At 56.0% G+C, this 26,343-nt stretch carries 22 protein-coding genes; 5 read left to right on the forward strand and 17 right to left on the reverse strand.

Annotated elements, in window-relative coordinates; all coding sequences use genetic code 11:
- Positions 1-86: 86 nt before the first annotated feature.
- Positions 87-926: a 3-mercaptopyruvate sulfurtransferase gene (sseA, locus tag AAF463_RS14405; RefSeq protein ID WP_350260989.1), complete on the forward strand. Its 840-nt coding sequence runs from the start codon at positions 87-89 to the stop codon at positions 924-926.
- 30 nt (positions 927-956) lie between these two features.
- Here sseA and sseB read toward each other — a convergent pair whose 3' ends face one another.
- The 5 genes from sseB to trmJ form a co-directional block, all read right to left on the reverse strand.
- Complete coding sequence (gene sseB, locus AAF463_RS14410; RefSeq protein WP_350260990.1) at positions 957-1,724, reverse strand: enhanced serine sensitivity protein SseB; 768 nt, start codon at positions 1,722-1,724, stop codon at positions 957-959.
- 49 nt (positions 1,725-1,773) lie between these two features.
- Positions 1,774-3,060: an aminopeptidase PepB gene (gene pepB, locus AAF463_RS14415; protein WP_110868264.1), complete on the reverse strand. Its 1,287-nt coding sequence runs from the start codon at positions 3,058-3,060 to the stop codon at positions 1,774-1,776.
- A 62-nt stretch (positions 3,061-3,122) separates the two neighbouring features.
- Positions 3,123-4,295, reverse strand: a complete 1,173-nt coding sequence (locus AAF463_RS14420) for an IscS subfamily cysteine desulfurase (RefSeq protein ID WP_309833652.1) — start codon at positions 4,293-4,295, stop codon at positions 3,123-3,125.
- Between the two features lie 88 nt (positions 4,296-4,383).
- Positions 4,384-4,881 (reverse strand): Fe-S cluster assembly transcriptional regulator IscR, encoded by a 498-nt coding sequence (gene iscR, locus AAF463_RS14425; RefSeq protein WP_008108287.1) that lies wholly within the window; start codon positions 4,879-4,881, stop codon positions 4,384-4,386.
- A gap of 135 nt (positions 4,882-5,016) precedes the next feature.
- Positions 5,017-5,760: a tRNA (cytosine(32)/uridine(32)-2'-O)-methyltransferase TrmJ gene (gene trmJ / locus AAF463_RS14430; protein WP_350260991.1), complete on the reverse strand. Its 744-nt coding sequence runs from the start codon at positions 5,758-5,760 to the stop codon at positions 5,017-5,019.
- Positions 5,761-5,881: 121 nt separating this feature from the next.
- Here trmJ and suhB point away from each other — a divergent pair, with 121 nt between their 5' ends.
- A complete protein-coding gene (suhB, locus tag AAF463_RS14435; protein WP_008108283.1) occupies positions 5,882-6,685 on the forward strand; it encodes an inositol-1-monophosphatase in 804 nt (267 codons plus the stop codon).
- Between the two features lie 36 nt (positions 6,686-6,721).
- On the opposite strand, the gene AAF463_RS14440 is transcribed toward suhB, so the two are convergent.
- From AAF463_RS14440 to AAF463_RS14450, 3 genes are all read right to left on the reverse strand, one after another.
- Entirely contained in the window at positions 6,722-7,735 is a 1,014-nt protein-coding gene (locus AAF463_RS14440; RefSeq protein ID WP_101763476.1) for a hypothetical protein, read from the reverse strand.
- Between the two features lie 191 nt (positions 7,736-7,926).
- Positions 7,927-8,907, reverse strand: coding sequence for a nickel/cobalt transporter (locus AAF463_RS14445; RefSeq protein WP_350260992.1), 981 nt, complete (start codon positions 8,905-8,907; stop codon positions 7,927-7,929).
- A complete protein-coding gene (locus AAF463_RS14450) occupies positions 8,898-9,524 on the reverse strand; it encodes a DUF1007 family protein (protein WP_350260993.1) in 627 nt (208 codons plus the stop codon). The genes AAF463_RS14445 and AAF463_RS14450 overlap by 10 nt, the downstream gene beginning before the upstream one ends.
- Positions 9,525-9,679: 155 nt before the next feature.
- Here AAF463_RS14450 and csiE point away from each other — a divergent pair, with 155 nt between their 5' ends.
- Positions 9,680-10,948 carry a stationary phase inducible protein CsiE gene (gene csiE / locus AAF463_RS14455; protein ID WP_110868270.1) on the forward strand — a complete coding sequence of 423 codons (1,269 nt, stop codon included), beginning with the start codon at positions 9,680-9,682 and terminating at the stop codon, positions 10,946-10,948.
- Here the strand turns inward: csiE and AAF463_RS14460 are convergent.
- Both AAF463_RS14460 and glyA read right to left on the reverse strand, forming a co-directional pair.
- Entirely contained in the window at positions 10,945-12,084 is a 1,140-nt protein-coding gene (locus AAF463_RS14460; protein ID WP_222233811.1) for a 3-phenylpropionate MFS transporter, read from the reverse strand. The genes csiE and AAF463_RS14460 overlap by 4 nt on opposite strands.
- Positions 12,085-12,212: 128 nt before the next feature.
- Positions 12,213-13,466 (reverse strand): serine hydroxymethyltransferase, encoded by a 1,254-nt coding sequence (gene glyA / locus AAF463_RS14465; protein WP_350260994.1) that lies wholly within the window; start codon positions 13,464-13,466, stop codon positions 12,213-12,215.
- A gap of 339 nt (positions 13,467-13,805) precedes the next feature.
- Between glyA and hmpA the strand changes: the two genes are divergently transcribed.
- Positions 13,806-14,990 carry an NO-inducible flavohemoprotein gene (hmpA, locus tag AAF463_RS14470; protein WP_271461290.1) on the forward strand — a complete coding sequence of 395 codons (1,185 nt, stop codon included), beginning with the start codon at positions 13,806-13,808 and terminating at the stop codon, positions 14,988-14,990.
- Positions 14,991-15,041: 51 nt separating this feature from the next.
- On the opposite strand, the gene glnB is transcribed toward hmpA, so the two are convergent.
- From glnB to purL, 5 genes are all read right to left on the reverse strand, one after another.
- Entirely contained in the window at positions 15,042-15,380 is a 339-nt protein-coding gene (gene glnB, locus AAF463_RS14475) for a nitrogen regulatory protein P-II (RefSeq protein WP_007886217.1), read from the reverse strand.
- Positions 15,381-15,455: 75 nt separating this feature from the next.
- Positions 15,456-16,787 (reverse strand): two-component system response regulator GlrR, encoded by a 1,332-nt coding sequence (gene glrR, locus AAF463_RS14480; protein ID WP_101763469.1) that lies wholly within the window; start codon positions 16,785-16,787, stop codon positions 15,456-15,458.
- A 2-nt stretch (positions 16,788-16,789) separates the two neighbouring features.
- Complete coding sequence (gene qseG, locus AAF463_RS14485; protein WP_101763468.1) at positions 16,790-17,461, reverse strand: two-component system QseEF-associated lipoprotein QseG; 672 nt, start codon at positions 17,459-17,461, stop codon at positions 16,790-16,792.
- A 3-nt stretch (positions 17,462-17,464) separates the two neighbouring features.
- Positions 17,465-18,892 carry a HAMP domain-containing sensor histidine kinase gene (locus tag AAF463_RS14490; RefSeq protein WP_101763467.1) on the reverse strand — a complete coding sequence of 476 codons (1,428 nt, stop codon included), beginning with the start codon at positions 18,890-18,892 and terminating at the stop codon, positions 17,465-17,467.
- 610 nt (positions 18,893-19,502) lie between these two features.
- Positions 19,503-23,393 carry a phosphoribosylformylglycinamidine synthase gene (purL, locus tag AAF463_RS14495; protein ID WP_192232987.1) on the reverse strand — a complete coding sequence of 1,297 codons (3,891 nt, stop codon included), beginning with the start codon at positions 23,391-23,393 and terminating at the stop codon, positions 19,503-19,505.
- Positions 23,394-23,663: 270 nt separating this feature from the next.
- Between purL and mltF the strand changes: the two genes are divergently transcribed.
- Positions 23,664-25,121 (forward strand): membrane-bound lytic murein transglycosylase MltF, encoded by a 1,458-nt coding sequence (mltF, locus tag AAF463_RS14500; protein ID WP_110868275.1) that lies wholly within the window; start codon positions 23,664-23,666, stop codon positions 25,119-25,121.
- Here mltF and tadA read toward each other — a convergent pair.
- Entirely contained in the window at positions 25,118-25,612 is a 495-nt protein-coding gene (gene tadA, locus AAF463_RS14505; RefSeq protein WP_192411380.1) for a tRNA adenosine(34) deaminase TadA, read from the reverse strand. The two genes, mltF and tadA, sit on opposite strands and share 4 nt — an antisense overlap.
- Positions 25,613-25,677: 65 nt before the next feature.
- Positions 25,678-26,316 carry a phosphatidylglycerophosphatase C gene (gene yfhb, locus AAF463_RS14510; RefSeq protein WP_350260995.1) on the reverse strand — a complete coding sequence of 213 codons (639 nt, stop codon included), beginning with the start codon at positions 26,314-26,316 and terminating at the stop codon, positions 25,678-25,680.
- Positions 26,317-26,343 lie beyond the last annotated feature (27 nt).

The raw sequence follows: 26,343 nt of genomic DNA on the forward strand, positions 1-26,343 counted from the left end.
CCCGCCAACTTTAGCAATCACACCCTTGAGATAGCGTTCACATTCCCGGAGACTGGTCGTTTCCCGTTTGCTGAGAAGAGGTTGCTATGACAGCCATGTTTGTGTCCGCTGATTGGTTGAAAGAACATTACACCGAGGAAACATTGCAGGTGCTTGATGCCCGCATGTTACCGCCTGGCCAGGAAGCCGTACGTGATGTGCAGGCTGAATATCTGGCTGGTCATCTGCCGAATGCGCCGTTCTTCAATATTGAAGCCTTGTCCGATCACACCAGTGCTTATCCACACATGATGCCGCGCGCCGAATCCTTTGCGGTGGCCATGCGCGAAATGGGCGTCAGCCAGGACAAACATCTGGTGGTGTATGACGAAGGCAACCTGTTTTCGGCTCCGCGTGCGTGGTGGATGCTGCGCGCCTTTGGCTGCGAAAACGTGTCGATTCTGGCCGGAGGATTACAGGGCTGGAAGGCAGCCGGTTTCGATGTCGCCACCGGACCGGTTAGTTTGCCGGAAGGTGAATTCGAAGCGACTTATGATGGCGCACAGGTGAAACGTCTGACCGACGTGCTGCTGATCAGCCACGAAGGCGGCGCGCAGATTGTCGATGCCCGTGCGGCGAACCGTTTTAACGCCGAAGTGGATGAACCGCGTCCGGGCTTGCTGCGCGGGCATATTCCCAACAGCCTGAACGTGCCGTGGAACAGTTTAGTGGTAAATGGTGAATTGAAACCGGCAGCGGAACTGCGCGATCTGTTTGCTCAGGCAGGGGTAAAACTGGATCAGCCGGTGATTGCCAGCTGCGGTTCGGGTGTCACGGCGGTGGTGGTGATTCTGGCGCTCACCTCGCTGGGTGTGCGGGATGTGACGCTGTACGACGGTTCGTGGGGCGAATGGGGCAGCCGCGACGATTTACCGATCGAGAAGTGATAGCAGGTCGCCATCAATGGCGACCGCGCATTATATAATCCGCTGACTGCCCTTAAAATCGCGCAGGAAACTGCCCCAGCGACGTTCATAGAACGGCGTGATGTGGGCAGTAAAGAAGTGGCTCACGCCGCGCTCTTCATTAACCACTTCACAGATATCGATGGGCGCATCATCCGCAAGCGTATCCGTCGCTACACCGCCCGCCGCCTGAATAATCTCATCGATATCGCTATCAGCTTCGATACCAATCAGCAGGTTCGGTGCTTCGCTAGCGCTTTCACGAATGCTGGCGATGTAAGCACGGCGTACCTGTTTGTACTTGGCAAACAGTTGCGTTAACGAATCAATCATCTGCGCTGGCGGCTCGGCCACTTCGGACAACAGCAACGCATGACCACCTTCCAGCACGGTTTGCTGGCTCAGCGCACTGCCCTCTTCGCCAATCAAATGGGCGATTTCACCCGGCGAAAACTCTTTACCCGCAGGCAGTTTCGGATTGAGGAACAGCGTTTCGCCTTGCGTGATTTCAAACAGCGTGCGCACCGGCATGCGCAGGTAAGGTTGTTCATCTTTGATGGCCTCGCCCATCGCCTCTTCCGAGGTGAAGAACGGGATCACGCTGCCGCCATCCTCTTTTTCCCAATGCTGTAATTCGACCGGCGAAGTCGCATCAAACTGTTCGGCGGGACTTTCGCCTGGCACCCACACATCGGCTTCCAGCAGCAGCTGGAAAAATTCCGGACGGTGCGCAGGCTCAGTAGCCGCCAGCTTCAGCACCTCTTCAAGACGGTTACTCATTTATCGTATTCCAAAAAAGACGGCAAGCTTGCGCCTGCCGTGATGAGGATTATTTCAGTAACAGATTGGCGACGGTGCGTACACCCAAACCGGTCGCACCCGCGGACCACTGATCCACTGCGCTTTTGCGGTACGTCGCGGAGCAGTCAATGTGCAGCCAGCCTTGCTGATATTTGCTGACGAAATGCGACAGGAACGCCGCCGCACTGCTGGCACCCGCCGCATGTGACGGGCTGGCGATGTTATTCAGATCGGCAAAGTTCGAAGGCAGATGGCTGCGATGGAACTCGGCCAGCGGCAGACGCCAGAATGCTTCGTTTTCGCCGGTTGCGCTGCCAAGCAGCGATTCCGCCAGCACATCGTCAAAGGTAAACAGCGCGTGATAATCGTTACCCAGCGCGGTTTTTGCCGCGCCGGTCAGCGTTGCCGCATCGATCAGCAGTTCAGGATTTTGCTCGCTGGCATCGATCAGGCCATCGGCCAATACCAGACGACCTTCCGCATCGGTGTTCATCACTTCCACGGTTTTACCGTTGCGATAGCGAATGATGTCGCCCAGACGGAACGCGTTGCCGCTGACCATGTTGTCTGCGCAGCATAGATACAGTTTCACGCGCTTATTCAGACCGCGTGAAATCGCCAGCGCCAGCGCGCCAGTCAGCGTTGCCGCGCCGCCCATATCAGACTTCATTGAGTCCATGAAAGCGCTCTGCTTCAGGCTGTAACCGCCGGTATCAAAGGTGATGCCTTTACCGACCAGACAGGCGTAAACCGGCGCATCTTCATCGCCAGTTGGATTGAAATCCAGCGCCAATAATACCGGTGCGCGCGTAGAGCCACGGCCCACGGTGTGGATGCCGGCGTAACCCTGAACACGCAGATCTTCGCCTTTGGTGATGCGATAGCTGACTGCTTTGCCGCCCACTTCGTTGATCAGATCAACCGCGTTGTGCGCCAGCTGTTCCGGGCTAAGATCTTCCGCCGGCAGGTTGATGGTGTCGCGCACCCAGTCAACAATCTTCAGACGACGTGCAAATTCAGCCTGATCGTCTTCATTGAATTCCGGCCACTCGACCTGACGTTTGCCTTTCGGGCTGCGGTAGCCTTGCCAGAACGCCCAGCACTTTTCCACATCCCAGCCTTCGCCCTGCAGCGAGACGTGACGAATGCCCTGGCCGTCCAGCTTGCGCCCCGCGCGCTGGATGCTCATCAGCGCGTCTGCGCCAGTCAGGTGAACGGTCATGCCACTTTCGTTGCTGCTCAGCAGCGCTTTGTCACCCCAGCGCGCATCGGCGGCCTGGGAGCTGAGCGTAATTATCATCGGTTGTGTTGTCATCGCGTGGCTCCGTTTGCGTTAGGTGTCACCTTGCGCCAGAACCGGCGCAAGGGGTGCATGAATTAGCGGGCGTTTGCCGCAGGCGAAAGTGCCCGCAGACGTGTTACCGCTTTGTTGACCAGCTCGATAGCGTACTCAATTTCCTCTGCGCTGGTGAAGCGTCCGAGCGAAAAACGCAGCGAGCTGTGTGCCAGCTCCTGCTCAACGCCCATCGCGCGCAGCACATAGGAAGGTTCGAGACTGGCCGAGGTACAGGCAGAACCGGATGACAGCGCCAAATCTTTCAGCGCCATAATCAGCGATTCGCCATCGACGTGGGCAAAACTAATATTGAGGATGTTCGGAGCGCCCTGCTCCAGCGAACCGTTGAGGTTCACGTTACCCAATTGACTAATACCGCGCCACAGACGCTGGCGCAGCTCGGCCAGACGCGCCATTTCGCTGCTCATCTCTTCACGCGCAATCCGGTAGGCTTCGCCCATGCCGACAATCTGATGCACCGGCAACGTGCCCGAACGCATGCCGCGCTCGTGACCGCCACCGTGCATCTGTGCATCAATTTGCAGACGCGGTTTACGACGCACCCACAGCGCGCCGATGCCTTTCGGTCCATACAGCTTGTGCGCTGAGAACGACATCAAATCCACCGGCAGTTCAGTGACGTCAATCGGCAATTTGCCGACGCTTTGCGTGGCATCAACGTGAAACAGGATGTCACGCGCACGGCACAGCGCGCCGAGTACGGCGATGTCCTGAATCACACCGGTTTCATTATTGACGTGCATCAGCGACACAAGCACCGTGTCGTCGCGCAGTGCAGATTCGAGCATCTGCGGCGTAACGATACCGTCGCTGCCGGGCTGTAAGAAGGTGACATCAAAGCCTTCGTGCGCCAGTTGCTGGCAACTGTCGAGCACCGCTTTGTGTTCGGTTTGGCTGGTAATAATGTGTTTGCCGCGCGCCTGATGGAATTGCGCGGCACCTTTGATCGCAAGGTTGTCCGCTTCGGTCGCGCCGGAGGTAAAAACGATTTCACGGGGATCGGCATTGACCAGCTCAGCAACTTGATTGCGAGCCACATCAACAGCTTCTTCAGCCTGCCAGCCAAAACGGTGGGAACGGGACGCGGGGTTACCGAAAGTGCCATCCATTGTGAGGAACTGCATCATTTTGGTGGCAACACGCGGATCCGCAGGCGTAGTGGCTGCGTAATCCAGGTAAATCGGTAATTTCATTGCGCTAAAACTCCGTATAAAAAATCATACGTCTTTATAGCACATTCGGCCTCGCCCGTATGAACAGGAAAGGCCGAAGGAGAACTGATTAAGCGCGCAGATTAACGTTGATGGTTTCTTGCACACGATGCTGCTGGAAGCGGCGATTATCGACAGTGTTCTGACGATCGGCCACTTCAAGGATTTCCTGATTATTCACCAGTTCCGCCAACGTGATGTTGTTGAGGAAGTCGCTGATGCGCTCACTCAGATCACGCCACAAAACGTGGGTCAGGCAACGCTCGCCGCCCTGGCAGCCCTCTTTGCCCTGGCATTTAGTGGCATCGACAGATTCGTCAACGGCGGTAATAACCGCGCCCACAGCAATCGCGCTTGAATCTTTGCCTAACAGATAACCGCCACCTGGACCACGAACGCTGGCCACTAAGCCATGCTTACGCAGACGTGAGAATAACTGCTCCAGATAGGACAATGAGATGCCCTGACGCTCAGAAATGTCAGCTAGCGGCACCGGGCCCTCATTGGAGTGCAGTGCAACGTCCAGCATAGCGGTTACGGCATAACGTCCTTTGGATGTCAGTCTCATAGCATACAACCTCGTAAGCGTCCGTCCGGTTATCGGCGGGTTATCTGAAGAATTGACGCCAGTCTGACATTCCTGAGTAAAACGGTCAACTATTTAACCAAGTAAATTGCTCAACTATTTAACCAACTGTTTTACTCAACTATTATCCACATTACCTTTGCGCTTTTCGAACGATGCCATCATGCCGCGCAGGATGTTCAGTTCGTCGCGTTCGGGGCGCGCACGTGTATATAAACGACGCAGCTTGCTCATCACCTGGCTTGGCGTGCCTTCACGGATAAAGCCGCTGTTCAGCATCATCTGTTCGATGTGCTGATAGAAGCGCTCCAGATCGTCAACCAGCGGATACGGTGATTCGACCGGCTCTTCCGTCGGCGCGGCTTTTTCCTGCGCGTCCAGCCAGGCCATGCGCACTTCGTAAGCGATAATCTGCACCGCCATCGCCAGATTCAGTGAGCTGTATTCCGGGTTCGCCTGAATCGCGACGTGATAGTGGCATTTCTGCAACTCTTCGTTAGTCAGGCCCACGCGCTCGCGGCCAAACACCAACGCCACCGGCGCCTGCTGCCCCTCTTCCACGCTTTTAATGCCGCACTCGCGTGAATCCAACATGGGCCACGGCAGTGAACGTGAACGTGCGCTGGTGCCAACCACCAAACTACAACCGGCAATGGCTTCATCCATGGTATCGACAATGCGCGCATTACTAATGACATCGCTGGCACCGGCGGCGAGGGAAATGGCCTGTGAATCGGGTTTTACCAGCGGATTGACCAGATAAAGGTTGGTTAAGCCCATAGTTTTCATCGCGCGTGCGACGGAGCCCATGTTGCCGGTGTGCGACGTTTCTACCAGTACGATTCGGATATTCTGCAGCATAATTAGAGGCGGTCAGGGAAATGATGGCGCGCATCCTAACATAAAAAGAGGACATTTGCTGAACACGCTGATATACTCCGCGCCGTTTTCCCCGTTCTTTAACATCCAGCGAGAGATACCGATGCATCCGATGCTCAACATAGCCGTGCGCGCCGCGCGCAAGGCCGGAAATTTAATTGCCAAGAATTATGAAACCCCGGACGCTGTCGAAGCCAGCCAGAAAGGCAGCAACGACTTCGTTACCAATGTTGACCGTGACGCAGAACGTCTGATTATCGAAGTAATTCGTAAATCGTACCCGAAACACACCATCATCACCGAAGAAAGCGGTGAGCTGGCGGGCGAAGATCAAGACATTCAATGGGTAATCGATCCGCTGGATGGCACCACCAACTTCATCAAACGTTTACCACACTTCTCCGTTTCTATCGCTGTGCGCATCAAAGGCCGCACCGAAGTGGCTGTGGTTTACGATCCAATGCGCAACGAACTCTTCACCGCCGTACGCGGCCAGGGCGCACAGCTGAATGGCTATCGCCTGCGCGGCAGCACGGCGCGCGATCTGGATGGCACCATCCTGGCGACCGGCTTCCCGTTCAAGTTGAAGCAGCACGCAACGCCTTACATCAACATCGTTGGCAAACTGTTCACCCAGTGCGCTGATTTCCGTCGCACCGGTTCGGCGGCGCTGGATCTGGCTTACACCGCTGCAGGTCGCGTTGATGGTTTCTTTGAGATTGGCCTGAAGCCGTGGGATTTTGCGGCGGGCGAGCTGCTGGTTCGTGAAGCGGGCGGCCTGGTGACTGACTTTACCGGCAACCACGGTTACGTGATGTCAGGTAACATCGTTGCGGGTAACCCACGCGTAGTGAAAGCGATGCTGGCATCGATGCGTGAAGAGTTGAGTGAGGCGCTGAAGCGCTAGAAGCGAGAAGGCGGCTGAATCAGCCGCCTTTTTTTGTTACCGACGTTCGTGGCTTAATACCTGACGCGGTTGCGTCCTGCGACCCACGCGCCCCAGCAATGCTGCCAGTACTGCTTCAATCACCAGCATAAAGAAGGTGAACCAGCTCGCTTTCGCCGTTGCGGCCGCCGCTTGCTCAGCCACTTCACGGGCTTTTTGCTCCGCCTGCTGTTTCAACTCCTGATACTGTTGCACGGCTTTTTTATAGCTCTCCTCGGTTTGAGTTACAATCTGCTCAACCTCTTGATCGCTTTTACCGGTGCGCGCTTTGATAATATTTTTCAGCGCATCACGATCGGCAGCTTGCAATGTATCTGAGTGACGATTCATAACGCCTTTCAACCAATTAGCCAGATCATTATCAGCATTCTGTGGATTTTGTGCCGTTTGCTCTGCTTGATTTTGCGCGTTATTGGCTTCGTTATTTACATCCTTTTGCAGATTCTCAGGTTGTAATTCTGTCTTGCCGGTTTGACGCAGCGTAGTTTGTAATTCGTTTTTTAAATCATCTAAATTGATATTACTTTCCTGCAGCTTCTCTTTTGCCATATTGGTCAGTGATGGCGCCGCTGCGGAAATTCCATTACCCACGGCATTTACGCCGGCGCCTAAAATATTAAACGCACCGCCAATAACGCCAGTTGCCAGGGTAATCGCGAGCCATAATGTCAAAATGGTGCTAACACCAAACATCAACAAACCATGCATCGCCCCTTCGCGCTGCGCCAGACGCCCCGCAACGTAGCTACCTACGCCCATGGCAATCAGCATACTCACGCCGGTCCAGATTAACGCGCCGGTTCCCAGATGCTGCAGCGGATTTTGTTCCTGTTGTGGATCGATGGTTGTTGCACCAATCGCTGTACCCAATATCCCCAATAAAATATGAATGATTAGCGCAGCGATAACGCCGGCAAATACTGCGCTCCATGAAATACGTTTTAATGGTAGGCCGCCATGCACGTCGTGCACCGTATCTACGCTGCCATTATTAATCCGAGTTTCAGGCATCGTTTTCTCCTCGCAGAATATTTCGCTGAAATTTTATAATTGCTAATCCACCAGGATATTGACTGGTGTAATTGAGCTTAGACAGAGAAATCTATTTTCACCAGCGCGCTAAGCGGAGATATTTAATTAACTGTTGAGGGGGAGAATACTTGCAACAGTGGAATATTTACACTACCCAAATATCCTTAATGTCAGAAAGGACGAATTCCACCGCCGATGCCCGGCGAGGCACTTTGCCATAATGCAACGCCCGCAACGATTAACAGCACGCTACCTAACATGGCGAGCAGCGGCACCAGCAGCCTGGTCGCAGGATGAGTACCGCCGGCCTGCCCTAAGCGCTGAGCCAGCAGACGGGAGCGCTGCACTAACAAGCCGAGCGCCGAAACCGTCACAGCAGTGCCCAACGCCATCGCCACGGCAGAGGCGACGCCCCACGCATACACACCAATCACTTTGGCAAACAGCAGCATCATGATGGCGCCGGAACAGGGCCGCAGCCCCATGGAAAACACCACCAGCGCCTGCGTTTTAGCGCTAACTGCCTGATCCATCTGCGCAGCGCTGGGCAGATGCGCATGTCCGCAGCCGCAGTGTTCATCGTGCTGATGCGCTGGGCGAATAGCGTGGATCTGCAACTTTGGCTGAGGACGCCATTGCTGACGCAGCGATCGCAATGCACGCCAACCGACCCAAATACCCAGCGCGACGACTAACAGATAACTGCCCTTCTCCAGCCAGTAGCTGCCGAGATGCATCTGACGCGACGAGGTTTGCAGTACCACCAGCATCAGCGTTACCAAACCAATCGCCACGCCGCCCTGCAGCAAAGCCGCCAGCAGCGTTAGCTTCATGCTGGTTTTCAACTTTGCCGGATGGGTGGCAAGAAAGGTAGTGATCACCACTTTGCCGTGTCCCGGCCCCAGCGCATGCAGCACGCCGTAAGCGAGGCTGAACAGCATTAGCGTCACGCCCGCCAGCTGCGGTTGTTCAGCCACCTGCTGCAAAAGCTGCGTCATTTCGCGATTGAGGATTTTTTGCCACAGCACGCTTTGCAGCAAAATCTGCGACCAGTGCTGCCACAGCAGCACGCCCGCTAGCAGCAATAACGCCGCCATCAGCCACAGCGGCCATAAACGACGTGAACGGGAGGGAAGCGAAATCAGTGACATGTCAGTGTCACCGTTTGGGCGAATTGCTGGCCAAGATCCATATCCTCTGGCGGCGCATCGGCTTTATCCAGCGATAGCGCATATTGCTTCAGCGAGTCATCCGGTATCGGCGTATGCAGATCGATCTGGCAATGCGATTTAACGGTGTCGTCCATGGTTAATGCCTGTGGATTATCGTAATACATATCAACAAAGTAGCTGGGATCAAAAGTCTGAATGCGATACTGCTTCGCGCTCAATAACTGCGGCTCGCCAAACGGCACGATAAACTCCAGCACCGCTTTGTTGCCGTTGCGCGATAAGTTGTACTCTTTCGGCAGATTGAGAAATTTGACCCGATTTTTGTCCTGCCACACTTCGGTGAAATAGTGCTGACCGAGCACATTTGCCATCACCTGCGCCGCCAGCTTTTTCCACACCACATCACCGGGCTTGGCTTTACCTGCGTCGTATAACAGATCGGCGGAGGTTATCTCATCCATGGTCCACACCATTTTCATGCCGCTAAGATGTTGGTTGTCACTGATGAACTCGGTTTTCATGTCAATGAAGCTATGCGGATGTGACCAGGCTGCGGTGCTGAACAACAGCGTAAACGTAATGAGTGCAATTTTCATGTGTTATAAAGTAACAATTTTAAAGTGAAGTGTAGAGTGGCCCAGAAAAATTGTGACCCGCCCTAAAGCTCTGAACAAAAGTCACGACAAAGTGCAAGGTTACCGCGTGGAGTTAGCTATTCTTAGCTCAAAAGTGACCTGCGGATAAACCATTGATGAGTTCTGCACCCTCCTCTGCACCACTCTTCAGCCGTTCCCAGCGTCGTTGTCATCTGTTACTGCTGCTATTTCTGCCCGCTCCCGCGTTGACGCTTGAAAAGCTCTGCCAGTTAAATGGCGTGGCGCCTGTTGTCGCCCGACAGGATATCGCGGATGTGGGAGAGGAGATACAGCGTTACCATCAACTGGAGCTACACCAGATGGTCGATGGCAGCTTTCGCATACACGGGACGGAACTGGACAGGCGGCTGTGCCTGATCCACTGGCTGCGACGCGCGCTGCGTTTGTCGCAGGATTTTGTCTGCGAGCATTTTGCCCCGGTGCTGCGTCAGCGCCTGAAAGTCCTGAAAATCGAGAAAGCGCTGTGGGATGAAACCAACTTGCAGGCGCTGATTCAGCACTGCAGCCTGCGTCTGGCGCGCGACTTCAGCCCGCGCGACCGCCTGTTTCTGCAAATCTTCATGAAGTATGCGCTGTGCCAGCGCCAAAACGCCTTGTTCAATGACGGACAGCGCGCGTGGCTGGCGGAAAAAGTCGAACGTGCTGCCGCCGACGACGTCATCCATCACTGGCAGAAGCGCTGCCACTTAGCGCCGGATGTAAGCGAGACCGACTTCTGGACGCTGCTATTTAGCCTGATTCACGCGCCAACCGCTACGCAGCTGGAGCATCCGCAGGCGGTAAAACTGATGCAGTCCGTGGAAGCGCTGATTGCGCGCTTTGAGCAGTTGGCACAAACCACCTTCAGAAATCGCGCCGAACTCACTCAGCAACTCTTTACGCATCTGGCGCAGGCGCTGGATCGCAGCCATTTTGCCATCGGCATCGATAACAGCGTGGCGCTGGATGTCGCACGACTCTACCCGCGTCTGCTGCGTACCACGGAACGCGCACTTGAGCATTTCAGCCGTAACTTTGCCACGCGCTTTAGTGCTGAAGAGATAAGTCTGGTGGCGGTGTTATTTGGTGCCTGGCTGATGCAGGAGAGTGCATTGCAGGAAAAGCAGGTGCTATTGCTGACGGGCGCGGATGCGGCGCTGGAGCAGTTGCTGGAGCAGCAGCTGCGGGAAATGACGCTGCTACCGATCAACATCAGCTATCAGGACGTCGTGCATTTTCAGCGTGAAGGCGCGCCGCGCGATATCGCGCTGGTGATCACGCCGTATGCCATTTCATTGCCGCTGTTTTCACCGCCGCTAATCCAGGCGGAGCTGCCGCTGAGTCGTCATCAGCAGCAGCGTATTCTCCAGTTGCTGGAGAGTTAAGCGGCGCGCGGACGCAGGAACAGCGCCGGCAGCGCCACTAACGCCATCACCCAGAACAGATGTCCTTGCAGATGCGTAAACAACACGCCGCAAATCATAGTCATCACCGCAATACCGCCGCCCATGGCCAGCGCCGAATAGAGCGATTGCAGACGAATCACTTCCGCGCCTTTGCGCGCGGCGATAAACCGCATCGCAGCTAAATGGCAGACGGTAAAGCTGCCGCAGTGCAGAATTTGCGCCACGATCAGCAACGGTAACGCGGTGCTGGATCCCAGCATTGTCCAGCGGATAATGGCGCACACGCCTGATAACAGCAGCAGATCGCGCGCACTCCAGCGGCGAAACAGTCGGCTGCTGAGAGCAAAAATGATGATTTCAGCCACCACGCCCAGCGACCATAAATAGCCAATAATCGACGCGGAATAACCGCTCTCCTGCCACCAGATCGCGCTGAAGCTGTAGTAAGCCGCATGCGCGCCCTGCAACAATGTCACGCATAACATGAAACGCCACACCGCATTTTCGCGCAGCAAATCACGCCATGCCTGCCAGCCACCATCGGTTGACGTCTGACGTTCACTGCCCTGCGGCTTCGTCGCTGGCGTTAACATCATCCCACCTAACATGCCGATCGCGCCCAGTGACAGCAGCACCAGAATCGCCTGCGATGAGAACGCCGTGACAAGCATGCCGGTTAAGGCAGAGCTGATGACAAACGCCAGCGAGCCCCACAAACGAACCGGGCCATATGTCAGACCAATTTGCTGCGTCCAGGTGGCAGCCAGCGCATCACTCAGCGGCACCAGCGGTGAGAAAAACAGGTTGAAGCCGATCATCACGAACAGCAGCCACATCCACTGTTGTCCCAGCCAATAACCGATAGCGAACAGGCACGTCATCAGCGCCAGCAAGCGCAGCGCAGTGATCAGCTGTGAGGGATTTTTTACCTGCGAGGCAATCAGCAAACTGCCGACAAAGCGCGCCACCATGCCGCACCCCAGCAGCAGACCGATTTTTTCTGCATCAAGTCCGGTGCCTTTGAGCCACACGCTCCAGAAAGGAAGGTAAATGCCGTAACAGAAGAAGTAAGTGAAGTAGCCCAAACCGAGCCATTTGGCGGAGCCGATTGCCATATTCCCTCCAGCAAAAATGCTGCTGAGCAGCACGAGTGGGCGCTACTTTGTCAGAGCACTGCTGCGACGGCAATAAAAAAGGATGGCTTGCACCATCCTTTTTTGCACTGCATCGAGAAGCGTAAAGCTTACGCGTACACCGGCAGACGGCTGCAGATTTCCAGCACTTTCTGTTTGGTACGTTCGATGGTCGCTTCGTCGTTGATGTTGTCCAGCACGTCAGCGATCCAGCCAGCCAGCTCGCGAACGTCAGCTTCTTTGAAGCCACGACGCGTCACCGCTGGGGTACCGATACGCACGCCAGAGGTCACGAACGGGCTCTTCGGATCGTTAGGTATGCTGTTTTTGTTCACGGTAATGTTGGCGCGGCCCAGAGCGGCATCGGCTTCTTTACCGGTCAGGTTTTTGCTGACCAGATCGATCAGGAACAAGTGGTTGTGTGTACCACCGGAAACGATGTTGTAACCGCGCTCCAGCAGAACTTCCACCATCGCTTTCGCGTTCTTAGCCACCTGCTGCTGATAAGTCTTGAACTCTGGCTCCATCGCTTCTTTGAACGCCACCGCTTTACCGGCGATCACGTGCATCAGAGGACCGCCCTGACCACCCGGGAACACCGCGGAGTTCAGTTTTTTATACAGCTCTTCGTCACCGTTTTTCGCCAGGATCAGGCCGCCGCGCGGACCCGCCAGGGTTTTATGGGTGGTTGAAGTCACGATGTGGGCATGAGGAACCGGGTTCGGATAGACGTCTGCGGCGATCAGGCCCGCAACGTGTGCCATATCGACGAACAGGTAGGCGCCAACGCTGTCTGCGATTTCACGCATTTTGGCCCAGTCGCACACGCCAGAGTAAGCAGAGAAGCCGCCGACGATCATTTTTGGCATGTGGGTTTGTGCCAGCTCAGCCAGTTCTTCGTAGTTGATTTTGCCGGTTTCATCGATGCCGTAAGGGATAACGTTGTACAGCTTACCCGACAGGTTTACCGGGGAACCGTGCGTCAGGTGACCACCGTGCGCCAGGTTCATACCCAGAATGGTGTCGCCTGGCTGCAGCAGCGCGGTGTAAACCGCGAAGTTGGCCTGAGAACCGGAGTGCGGCTGTACGTTAGCGAAATCTGCGCCGAACAGCTCTTTAGCGCGATCGATCGCCAGTTGCTCAACGATATCGACGTATTCACATCCGCCGTAATAGCGTTTGCCCGGATAGCCTTCGGCATATTTGTTGGTGAGCTGTGAACCTTGGGCCTGCATTACGCGTGGGCTGGTGTAGTTTTCAGAAGCAATCAGTTCAATGTGCTCTTCCTGACGCACTTTCTCTTGCTCCATAGCCTGCCACAACGCGGCATCATAATCGGCAATGTTCATATCACGCTTTAACATCCGGACTCTCCTGACTCAGCTAACTTTTTAACGGCAGTTTAGGCCCCGGCTAGGGGGCGAAGGCGAACAGTGTAAACGGTTTTGACAGGTGACGGTAGCGTCAATCCCCTCTTTTTGCGCAAACGATTGGCATGGCGCTGGAACGGGTTTTTTACGCTTTTTTGCAAGCCAGAAAATCACGAAATTTGCTCACTTTCATGGCGAAAGAATTTCAGCTTTGCGCGCCAGCCCGCACCTTTCTTGCTTAATCCTTAATCACAACAAGGGATTTACAGGCGCTTCGATTACCCATAAGATGCATTTAAAATACATGTTTAAATTCACTCTGAGGATTTCACCATGCTCGACGCGCAAACCATCGCTACCATCAAATCGACCTTGCCCGCCATTGCCCAGGTTGGACCGCAGCTGACCGGCCATTTCTACCAACGTTTACTGACGCAACATCCTGAACTGAAAAACGTATTCAACATGAACAATCAGCGCAGCGGCAATCAGCGGGAAGCGTTGTTTAACGCCATTGTGGCTTATGGCAGCAACCTGGAAAATTTGGCCGTACTGTTGCCGGCGGTGGAGAAAATCGCGCAGAAGCATGCCAGCCTGAACATTCAGCCCGAGCAGTATGCGATTGTGGGTGAAAACCTGCTGGCGACAATTGATGAGCTGCTGCATCCGGGTGAAGAAGTGCTGACCGCATGGGGCAAAGCGTACGGCGTGCTGGCTGATGTGTTTATCCAGCGTGAAGAAGCCATCTATTCGGCCTCCGAAGAGAAAACCGGCGGCTGGCGCGGTGCGCGTGATTTTCGTATTCGCGCTATCAATCAGGAGAGTTCGGTGATCACGAGTTTTGAACTGGTGCCAAACGACGGTAAGCCGGTGGCAACCTTTCTGCCAGGGCAGTATCTGGCCATCAGCCTACAACCGGCAGGCTGTGAAAATATTCAGCATCGCCAGTATTCGCTGACGCACCAGCCAAATGGGCAATTTTATCGCATCGCGGTTAAACGCGAAGCGCTGGGCAGCGTGTCGGGCTGGCTGCATGATCGTGCGCAGGTGGGCGATATTGTGCAGTGCGCAGCACCAGCCGGTGATTTCATCCTGCAGGCTGAAGCCGCTACGCCGATTACGCTGATCTCTGCTGGCGTCGGCCAAACTCCAATGCTGGCGATGCTGGCTACTCTGGCGCAGCAGCAACATCCGGCGGCGGTTAACTGGCTGCACGCCGCGGAAGCTGGTTCGCAGCATGCGTTTGCTGAAGAGGTGAAATCCCTCGGCGCACGCCTGCCAAACTTCACCAGCCACGTTTGGTATCGGCAACCAGAAAGTGCCGATGTCGGACGTTACGACGCTCAGGGCTTGATGGATTTGGCGAGCGTGTCCTCCGCGCTGAACCAGTCCGATCGTCAGTTCTGGATCTGTGGTCCGCTGCCGTTTATGCAGTTTGTCGCACGTCAACTGGTCGATGCCGGCATCAATGCCGATCGCATCCACTACGAAGTATTTGGCCCGCACAAGGTGCTGTAAAACAAAAAAGCCTGCGCAAGGCAGGCTTTTACAGGCAATGCGCGAAGGGGCTTAAATCGCCTCTTCGTCCTCTTCACCGGTACGGATACGCACTACGCGCGCCACGTCAAAGACAAAGATTTTGCCGTCGCCGATTTTGCCGGTCTGCGCGGTTTTCATAATGGTTTCTACGCAGGTATCGACGATATCGTCACCTACCACCATTTCGATTTTCACTTTTGGCAGAAAATCGACCATGTACTCAGCGCCGCGATACAGCTCAGTGTGACCTTTCTGACGACCAAAGCCTTTCACTTCACTGACGGTCATCCCGGTGATGCCTACTTCAGCTAAGGCTTCACGTACATCATCGAGTTTGAATGGTTTGATAATTGCATCGATCTTTTTCATGACAGATCCTTTTTTACTCCCTCCATGATGGACGGATACCGTTAGTATAATTGTTCCTGACGCTGCCGCAGCAAGCTACTCTTTAAATTCGCTGGCGTCCAATTCATGGCGCGACAGCAGCTTATAGAATTCAGTGCGGTTACGTCCAGCCAGACGCGCAGCGTTGGTGACATTTCCTTTGGTCATCTGCAGCAGTTTACGCAGATAGTTCAGCTCAAATTGATTACGTGCTTCGACGAAAGTCGGCAGCGCGGTATTTTCCCCCGCCAGCGCCTGTTCAACCAGGGCATCACCGATGACCGGCGCGGTACTCAAGGCGACGCACTGTTCAATCACGTTGACCAGCTGACGTACATTGCCCGGCCAGGCGGCGCTGACCAGCCGCTTCATCGCATCCACCGAAAAGCTACGCACGAAAGGTTTATGGCGATCGGCGGATTGGCGCAGCAGATGATTCGCCAGCAGCGGGATATCTTCAGCGCGCTCGTGCAGCGCGGGAATTTTCAGATTCACCACGTTAAGACGATAGTAGAGATCTTCGCGGAAACTCTTCTTCTCCATCGCTTTGGGCAAATCGCGGTGCGTCGCGGAAATAATCCGCACGTTGATATCCAGATCGCGGTTGCTGCCTAACGGCCGCACTTTGCGCTCCTGCAGCACACGCAGCAGTTTCACCTGCAGCGCCTGAGGCATGTCGCCAATCTCATCAAGAAACAGCGTGCCGCCTTCCGCCGCCTGGAACAGACCTTCACGTGCGCTGACCGCGCCGGTAAAGGCCCCTTTAGCGTGGCCAAACAGTTCGGACTCTAAAAGTTGTTCCGGCAGCGCACCGCAATTGATGGCGATGAACGGCTTGGTGGCGCGCGGGCTGGCGGCGTGAATCGCCTGCGCCAGCACTTCTTTACCGGTGCCGCTTTGCCCATTGATCAGCACGCTGACGTCAGATTGCGCCACCATGTGCGACTGCTCCAGCAAGCGCAGCATCTGCGGATTGCGCGTCACAATCGCTTCGCGCCAGCCGTCATCGCTGATCGGCGCGCGTTGAGCCAGCGCTTCATCTATCGCTTTATATAAGGCATCACGATCGACCGGTTTGGTCAGAAAGCTGAACACGCCTTGTTGCGTGGCGGATACTGCTTCAGGGATCGAACCGTGCGCGGTGAGAATGATCACTGGCAAGCCCGCATGACGTTTCTGCACTTCGCCGAACAGCGCCAGACCATCCATTTCGTCCATGCGCAGGTCGCTGATCACCAAGTCGACCTTCTCTTTCTGCAGATGGCGCAGCGCTTCCGGCCCGCTGGCGGCCGTCGCCACCTGATAGCCTTCGCTGCTCAGACGCATGCCGAGCAGTTTCAATAAGCCCGGATCATCATCCACCAGCAATAAACGTGCGGCTTGTTTCATGGTTACTGATCCTCACTTTGCACATCGCTGCCGCCGTGCGATGTGTCGCTGCTATCAGGCGCTTTACGCGACGACAGCTGGCGTTCAATGTCGGTTAAACGCTCTAACTTGCGTTGGGTATCGGCCAGCGACTGACGCATTTTGGTTTGCTGCTGGCGCAGGTTATCCATCTCCGCGTCATTACTCTGCTGCAAAGCGGCGTAGCGTCCACGCGCTTCGCTCAGCTCCAGTTGGGCCGCCTGATTGCTGCGCCACAGCTGGAGCAGCGGACGCACCGACGCCGGATAAGCCGCGCTGTAACCATCTAAGGTAGTGACGAAATCACGCCGCTCAACTGGCGTGACGTTACCGTTCGCGAGCAAAATGCCCTGCTTGAAGGCGCGCGCCCAGCCTTGTACCGGCCAACGACGCGCTTCTGCACGCGCTTCGGCCGGCGATAAGCGCTCGGCGCAATCCATGGCGCGCTGCCAATAGAGCGGATTGCCTGCGGCGGCTGGCGTTTCGATTTGCCACACGTTTTGGCAATCGGTCGCCAGATAATCCGGCAGGCGTACCTCCGGTTCAGGCACGCTAACGCCATTATGCTGCGTACGATCTTGTGACGGTGCCTGGCAGGCGCTGAGGCCGAAAACCAGCACTGCACTGGCCACAAGTTTGAATAGGGTTAGTTTCATTAATCAGGCATTCCCGGCGCTGGTCGTCAGAATGATACGAAAACAGACATCCGCATCCTTGCGCGTTACCAACTGCAGATCGCCGTGCATCCTGCGCAGACAATCTTTGGCGATGCTTAAGCCCAGCCCGCTGCCTTTAACCGGCCCTTTGCGCTGTTGGCTGCCCTGATAAAAGGGCTCAAAAATCATCGCCTGCTCTTCAGCCGGAATCGGTGTGCCGGTGTTTGCCACCTCAATCCATACCTGGTTGCCCTTCTGCTGGCTCTGCAGCCAGATGTTACCGGATTCGCTGCCGTAGTTCACGGCGTTCGAATAGAGGTTATCGATCACCCGCTGCAGCAGCGTCGCTTCCGCCAGACAGTGATGCACTTGCAGATCAACGTGGGTGGTCATTTCACGCGCATTGGCTGGCAACGAGTGCACTTTTACCACCGAATCAATGATCTCATTTAGCGCCACGGGCTTCAGCGCCATCGGTCCATCGGCCAGCTTGCGGTTGTAATCGAGCAACTGCTCAATTAGCCGCTGTAAATGACGGCTGCTGGTATCGAGAATCGCCACCACTTCCTGCTGCTCGGCATTGAGTGGCCCGGCAACCTGATCGGCCAGCAATTCTGTGCCTTCACGCAGACTGGCAAGCGGCGTTTTCAGCTCATGCGACAGGTGGCGCAAAAATTCGTGGCGCTGCTCTTCCAGCCAGCTTAACCGCTCGCTCAGCCAGACGATGCGCTGCCCCAACGAACGGATCTCACGCGGACCACGGAAACTGCCGCTATCGCCGAGCGCCTTACCTTCGCCCAATCGATTGATCATGCGTTCAACCCGCTTCACCGGACCGATGATCATCCCCGTGAACAGCAAAACCAGCACCAGGCTAATCAGGAACAGAATCAGCGCCTGCCAGCCAAAAAACTGACCGCGATCGGCGATTTCACGCTGCAGCTGTAAGCCGCGCGAAAATACCACTTCACGCGTTGCCTGCACCATTTGCGTGTTGGTATCGGAAAAACGCTCCAGCGCGCTGGCGGCTTGCGCCTCAGGATTGCCGTTATCGCACTGCAGTTGCTGCAGCGAAGGCAAGGTGGTTTGCAGCACTTTGAAGGAAGGCAGATCGGGCAAACTGGCAGCGTGACTGCTGAGCATTTGGCCGTAGCGCGTCCACTGCGTTTGATACAGCTTCGCCAGCGACGCATCGCCGAGCACGCAATATTGGCGGTAGCTGCGCTCCAGCTCCAGCGCGGTACGCGCCATCGCTTCGCTGCGACGCACATCGGTAAAGGTATTGCGGTTGGTATCCGCCGCCTGGTTGCTTAACGCCGAAAGACTTTCCCACGCTTGCCACGCCAGCACCAGTAACGGTAGCAGTACCAGCAGGAAAGCCATTAACACTAACTGCCGCAGGGATCGGGGAAACAGACGCCATTTCATCACAACCGCGCTTCCTTAAATGTGAGCTGCAGGCATGCTAGCGAAGTATCAAAACGGAAGAAAGGCCAGATATGAAAACGGCAGGCCTTTTGGCCTGCCGTGAGAGCGACGCCGCAGCATCGCTTGCAAAATAGGTGGAGCCTAACTCAACGTTGCGCCCGATGTTTGATAACGTTGCAAAGCAAACGATTATCGGTGAGGTGGACGACAGGCTCCGTTTGGTGCGTCATTCGGTTTTTATGAGCTCAGCCGCTGAAGCGGGGCAATCATAAACAGGTGAATGAGCCACGTAGGGAGTATAGCAAGTATCGTGCCAATAAATAAATAGCGTTTATTATCAGAGGAATGCCAGAGACGAAGCACTCTCCCAGAGAAAAGCGGACCGGACGGTCTGTGAAAAGTGTCGCTGATTAGCAACGTGTTTGTCGTGGTAATTTACTTGCTATATAAATCAATCAGTTAAATGTCACCTTTTGACGACAACGTATTGGCGGGATTGTCGTTATTTTCCGACAGTTTAGAGATTATGCGGATTTTAGTAAGGTCGCCATGAATGGCGGACCTGCAAAACGCGCAGAATAAAAAAGGCCGCTGTTTAGCGGCCTTTGTTTTGTTATCCCAACTGCTTACGCGCGTTGCGGAAGATACGCATCCACGGGCTGTCTTCGCCCCACTCTGCCGGATGCCAGGAGTTGCTCACGGTACGGAACACACGCTCTGGGTGCGGCATCATAATGGTGACGCGTCCGCTCTCGTTGGTTACCGCAGTGATGCCGTTAGGCGATCCGTTCGGGTTAGCCGGATAGCTTTCTGTCACTTTGCCGAAGTTATCGACGAAGCGCAGCGCCACCAAACCTTTGCTCTCCAGCTGTGCCAGATGCGCGCCGTCACGCACTTCGACAAAACCTTCACCGTGCGATACCGCGATTGGCATATGCGATCCGACCATGCCATCCAGCAGCAGCGATGGGCTCGCCGCTACTTCAACCAGGCTGAAACGCGCTTCGAAACGCTCGGACTGGTTGCGCACAAAGCGTGGCCACAGCTCGCTTCCCGGAATCAGCTCGCGCAGGTTCGACATCATCTGACAACCGTTACACACGCCAAGTGCCAGCGTTTGTGGACGATGGAAGAAGTTTTCGAACTCATCACGCACGCGACCGTTGAACAGGATGGATTTCGCCCAGCCTTCACCCGCGCCCAGCACGTCACCGTACGAGAAGCCACCGCAGGCGACCAGCGCCTGGAACTCTTCCAGACCGCGACGGCCCGCCAGCAGATCGCTCATATGTACGTCAACTGCAGTAAAGCCCGCACGATGGAAGGCGGCGGCCATCTCTACGTGTGAGTTAACGCCCTGCTCACGCAGCACTGCCACACGCGGACGTGCGCCCGTCGCAATCATCGGTGCCGCAACATCTTCTTCTGGTTTGAAGGTCAGATGGACGTTCAGACCTGGGTCGTTATCGTCTTTCTTCGCTTCATGCTCCTGATCGGCACAGGCTGGGTTATCACGCAGACGCTGCATCTGCCAGGTGGTTTCTGCCCACCAGGTGCGCAGCGTGCTACGGCTTTCGCTGTACACCGCGCTGTCGCCAGAGCGGATCACGAAGCGATCGCCTGGCAGGGCTTTACCAATCACGTGCAGGTTAGCGCTCAGACCGTGGTCAGCGAACACCTTCTCGACGGCTGCACGATCCGCTGCGTTGATCTGCAGCACCGCGCCCAGCTCTTCGGTGAACAATGCGGCTAACGCATCGCTGCCTAGCGCGGCGATATCGGCTTCGATACCGCAATGACCAGTGAAGGCCATCTCCGCCAGCGTGACCAGCAGGCCGCCGTCGGAACGGTCGTGGTAAGCCAGCAGTTTCTGCTCAGCCACCAGCGCCTGAATGGCGTTGAAGAAGCCCGCCAGCTGCGTAGCATCACGCACGTCGGCAGGCTTGTCGCCCAGCTGACGATAAACCTGTGAAAGCGCAGTCGCGCCAAGGGTGTTCGCGCCGTTGCCGAGATCCACCAGCAGCAGCAGGTTGTCTTGATCCGCCTGCAGCTGCGGCGTCACGGTGCGACGCACATCTTCCACGCGCGCAAAGGCGGTGATCACCAGCGACAGCGGCGAGGTCATTTCGCGCTGCTCAGTACCTTGCTGCCAGCGGGTTTTCATCGACATCGAGTCTTTGCCCACCGGAATGGTGATACCCAGCGCGGGACACAACTCTTCGCCGACCGCTTTAACCGCCGCGTACAAGCCCGCGTCTTCGCCTGGATGACCGGCGGCGGCCATCCAGTTCGCAGAGAGCTTAACGCGTTGCAGCGAACCAATGGAGGTTGCGGCGATGTTGGTCAGCGCTTCACCGACGGCGAGGCGACCTGAAGCCGCGAAGTCGAGCAATGCGACGGGTGCACGTTCACCAAGCGAGAATGCTTCACCGTGATAGCTATCGAGGCTGGCGGTGGTGACGGCGCAGTTCGCGACCGGAATCTGCCACGGTCCTACCATCTGATCGCGCGCCACCATGCCGGTTACGCTGCGGTCACCGATGGTGATCAGGAAGGTTTTTTCCGCCACGGTCGGCAGGTGCAGCACGCGATTCACCGCATCCGCTACGCTAATCCCGTCACGCTGCAGCGCTTCGCCGTTGGCCTGCTGGCTGGCAACATCACGCGTCATCTTCGGTGTTTTGCCCAGCAGCACGTCGAGCGGCATGTCGATTGGCTTATTGTCGAAATGGCTGTCGGCGAGGTTCAGATGCAGCTCTTCGGTGGCTTCACCGATGACCGCATATGGCGCGCGTTCACGCTGGCACAGCTCGTCGAACAGCGCCAGTTTCTCCGGCGCGACCGCCAGCACATAACGTTCCTGCGACTCGTTACACCATACTTCCAGCGGACTCATGCCTGGCTCATCGCTGAGGATGTCGCGCAGGTTGAAGTTACCGCCACGATTACCGTCGCTCACCAGCTCTGGCATGGCGTTCGAAAGGCCGCCCGCGCCGACGTCGTGGATGAACAGAATCGGGTTGGCTTCGCCCAGCTGCCAGCAGCGGTCAATCACTTCCTGGCAACGACGTTCCATCTCTGGGTTGTCGCGCTGTACTGACGCAAAGTCGAGATCGGCATCCGATTGGCCTGATGCCATTGACGATGCCGCGCCGCCGCCCAGACCGATGTTCATAGCCGGGCCCCCCAGCACGATCAGCTTGGCGCCGACCACGATCTCGCCTTTCTGCACGTGATCGGCACGGATGTTACCGATGCCGCCCGCCAGCATGATGGGCTTGTGATAGCCGCGCAGCTCCACGCCATTGTGGCTGTTAACGCGCTCTTCGTAGGTACGGAAGTAGCCGTTGAGGGCTGGACGACCAAATTCGTTGTTGAACGCCGCGCCGCCCAGTGGACCTTCGGTCATGATATCCAGCGCGGTGACGATGCGATCCGGCTTACCGAAATCCTCTTCCCACGGCTGTTCAAAGCCTGGAATACGCAGGTTCGATACCGAAAAACCGACCAGACCGGCTTTTGGCTTCGCGCCACGTCCGGTTGCGCCTTCATCACGGATTTCGCCACCAGAACCGGTCGCGGCACCCGGCCACGGTGAAATGGCGGTTGGGTGGTTATGGGTTTCGACCTTCATCAGGATATGTGCGGCTTCCTGATGGAACTCATATTCGCCCTTCTGCGCATCGGCGTAGAAGCGGCCAACCTCAGAACCTTCCATTACCGCAGCGTTGTCTTTATAGGCAGACAGCACGTGCTCAGGATTGTGTTCAAAGGTGTTCTTGATCATTTTAAACAGCGACTTCGGCTGCTTTTCGCCGTCGATAATCCAGTCGGCATTGAAGATCTTGTGACGACAGTGCTCGGAGTTTGCCTGCGCAAACATGTAGAGCTCGATGTCGTTTGGATTGCGGCCCAGCTTAGTAAAGGCATCAAGCAGGTAGTCGATCTCATCATCGGCCAGCGCCAGACCCAGCGTGGTGTTGGCCTGCTCCAGCGCGCTGCGGCCTGCGCCCAGCACGTCAACGCTTTTCAGCGGCTGCGGCTGATGGTGAGCAAACAGCTGCTGCGCATCGTTGAGATCAGCGAACACCGTTTCCATCATGCGGTCATGCAGCAGGCTCGCCAGCTGCTGCCACTGTGCTTCCGTCAGCTCAGGTGCCTGCACATAGAAGGCCATACCGCGCTCAAGACGCAAGACCTGTGGCAGATCGCAGTTATGGGCGATGTCGGTGGCTTTCGATGACCACGGTGAAATGGTGCCGGGACGCGGCGTTACCAGCAACAGACGCCCTTGTGGCGCGTGTTCGGCGAGAGAAGGACCGTATTTCAGCAGGCGTTGCAGGCGGGCTTGCTCATCCGCGCTGAGCGGTGCACTAACATCGGCAAAATGGACGTACTCGGCGTAAATATCACTCACCGGAAGGTGAGCGTCCTGAAAGCGGGTCAGCAGTTTGTTTACACGAAATGCCGACAGAGCGGGCGAACCACGCAGAATTTCCATCATTAAAGATCTCTCGTCTTTGAAGTGCCGGGCGACGCTTCATTGGGCGCAACAGGGGAAAACGGGCGGTATTATAGAGAAACAGCTCGGGTTACGAAACCGTTTGCGCATAAATTCTGGCACCTGGCGTTTGGCTGAATTTTGCACAATTCTTGCTATAAAAGTTGCCCTGCCCCTTTTTGTTGCGCAAAATGCCCCTCGCTCTGGGAGTTAAAACAACATAAATACTGCCTTTAAAAGACAGAGGCCTGTGAGCCATTACGAGACAACTATTTGAAACGCCTAAAAATAAACTATCTGTTTATCGGTCTGATCACCGTGCTACTTGCGCTAGCATTGTGGCCTTCAATCCCGTGGTACGGGGGCGGAACAGACGCGCTATCACAGATCAAATCACGCGGAGTGCTGCGCATCAGTACCGTTAACTCTCCGCTGACTTACTACACCATTAACAATGCACCAGCCGGTATGGATTACGAGCTGGCGAAGCGCTTCGCCGATTACCTTGGCGTGAAACTGGAAGTTGAGGTGCGTCCTAATCTCGGCGATCTGTTTGACGACCTTGATGACGGTAAAGCGGATTTGCTGGCGGCCGGCTTGATCTACAACAGCGAGCGCCTCGCGCACTACCAAAGTGGCCCGAGCTACTATTCGGTGTCGCAGCAGCTGGTGTACCGCATTGATAAGCCTCGCCCTAAGAATCTCGGCGATCTCAAAGGCCGCCTGATTGTGCAGTCCGGTTCGGCATACCTGTCAACTTTACGTTCCGCCAAAGCTGACAGCTATCCCGATCTCGACTGGGCGATCTCCACCGATCAGGGCCAGAAAGCGCTGCTTGAAGCGGTTGCTGACGGCAAACTCGATTACACGGTGGGCGATTCGGTTACCATCGGCCTGCTGCAGCGCATTCATCCGCAGCTGGCGGTGGCGTTTGATGTGACTGACGAAGAGCCGGTCACCTGGTATTTACCGCGCAATGAAGACGACAGCCTGAGTGCGGCGATGCTCGACTTCTACAGCCAGATGGGCGAGGAAGGCACGATGGCGCGGCTGGAAGAGAAGTATCTCGGCCACGTTGGCACCTTCGATTACGTTGATACCCGCACCTTCCTGCGCGCCATTGATAACACTTTGCCGGATATCAAACCGCTGTTTGAGAAATATTCCGCCAGCATGGATTGGCGTTTACTGGCGGCGATCTCTTATCAGGAGTCGCACTGGAATCCGCAGGCCACATCGCCAACCGGCGTGCGCGGCATGATGATGTTGACGCGTAATACCGCCGACAGCCTTGACGTCAACGATCGCCTCGATCCCGAACAGAGCATTCGCGGCGGCAGCGAATATCTCAAGCGCATGATGGAGAAAGTACCTGAAACGATTCCTGAAGATGAACGTATCTGGTTCGCGCTGGCGGCATATAACATGGGTTACGCGCACATGCTGGACGTACGCAAGCTGACGGCGAAACAGGGCGGCAATCCCGACAGCTGGGCCGATGTGAAGCTGCGTTTGCCGATGTTGAGCCAGAAGCGCTATTACACGCAAACCACCTACGGCTACGCGCGCGGCCACGAAGCTTATAACTACGTGGAGAATATCCGTAAATATCAGATCAGTTTGGTGGGATATTTGCAGGAACAGGAGAAGCGTTTAGCGCAGCAGTCGGCACTGGAAGCGGAGTTAGGCGCCGGTTACCCGGCGGTCGAACCGAAAATTGCCATGAATTAACCGGTGCGCTGCGCCTGACGCAGCGCCTTCTTCTGTTCGCGACGCATGCGGAAAAAGTCACTCAGCATCCCGGCACACTCTTCCGCCAGCACACCGCAATCAATCTGAATTTGATGATTCATGCCGGGATGACCAATCACATCCAGCAGTGAACCGGCCGCGCCGGTTTTCTCATCTTTAGCGCCGTACACCAGCCGCGTGATGCGGCCGTGCACCATCGCACCGGCGCACATCACGCAGGGTTCCAGCGTGACATACAGCGTGGTATCCAGCAGACGATAGTTTTCCAGTACTTTGCCGCCCTGACGCAGCGCCATGATCTCGGCATGTGCGGTAGGATCGTGCTGGCCAATCGGCCGGTTCCAGCCCTCGCCAATCACCTTGTCGCCCTGCACCAGCACCGCACCAACCGGTACTTCGCCCTGCTCCCACGCGCGCTTCGCCAGTTCCAGCGCATAACGCATCCAATATTCATCAGTTTGTGGGTTCACCGGGCAACTCCTGCGGGCAGTAAAAGGCGGCGCATTATAGCGATGCTGCTGCCGGAATCGAAGCGTTATTCCAGTTGTTGCAGCTCACCGCGCGGCGTGACGCGCCAGCGGTGCTGACAGAAGAACAGCAGCGGGTTGTCCTGTTTGCTGTCGCTGTAGCCGCTATACAGTTGCAGCGGCGTGCCGATTTTCTCCTCCAGCTGCGCCACCTTTTCATGGCCGAGGCAGCGCATCGACAGCAAACGTCCGCCGCAGCCCGGTTTCATCTGGCTGGCAATCAGCTGTACGCGCGGCAGGAAGGCCGAGTCGAAATAGACTTGCTCCACCAGCGACTGCGGCGAACCGGTAATCAGCCAGACATTGGCATCGCTGCTACTGAGATAGTCGGTGAGTCGCTGCTGCACCACCGGAAACGCAGTAACACGCTGGCGGAACCACTCAGCGAATTCCGCCTCACGCTGGCGCAGACGTTTTTCGCTGTGGCCAAAGGTAATCGCCCACAGTAACAAACTCATTGGCCAGCGTGCGGCGCGCCCTTTGATCAGCATGCCAAGACCAATCACCGGTAACAGCGGCACCACCAGCAGCAGATTGATCGGCTGACGTCGCAGCAGATAGCGCATAAAGGTGCCAAACATGTCTTGCTGATGCAGCGTGCCATCGAGATCGAAAAACACCACGCGTCGTTGTGTACCCTTTGTCAAACAGCACTCCTTCTCTATCCTTCGTGG

Source organism: Pantoea sp. BJ2 (assembly GCF_040255075.1).
Lineage (GTDB): Bacteria > Pseudomonadota > Gammaproteobacteria > Enterobacterales > Enterobacteriaceae > Pantoea > Pantoea leporis.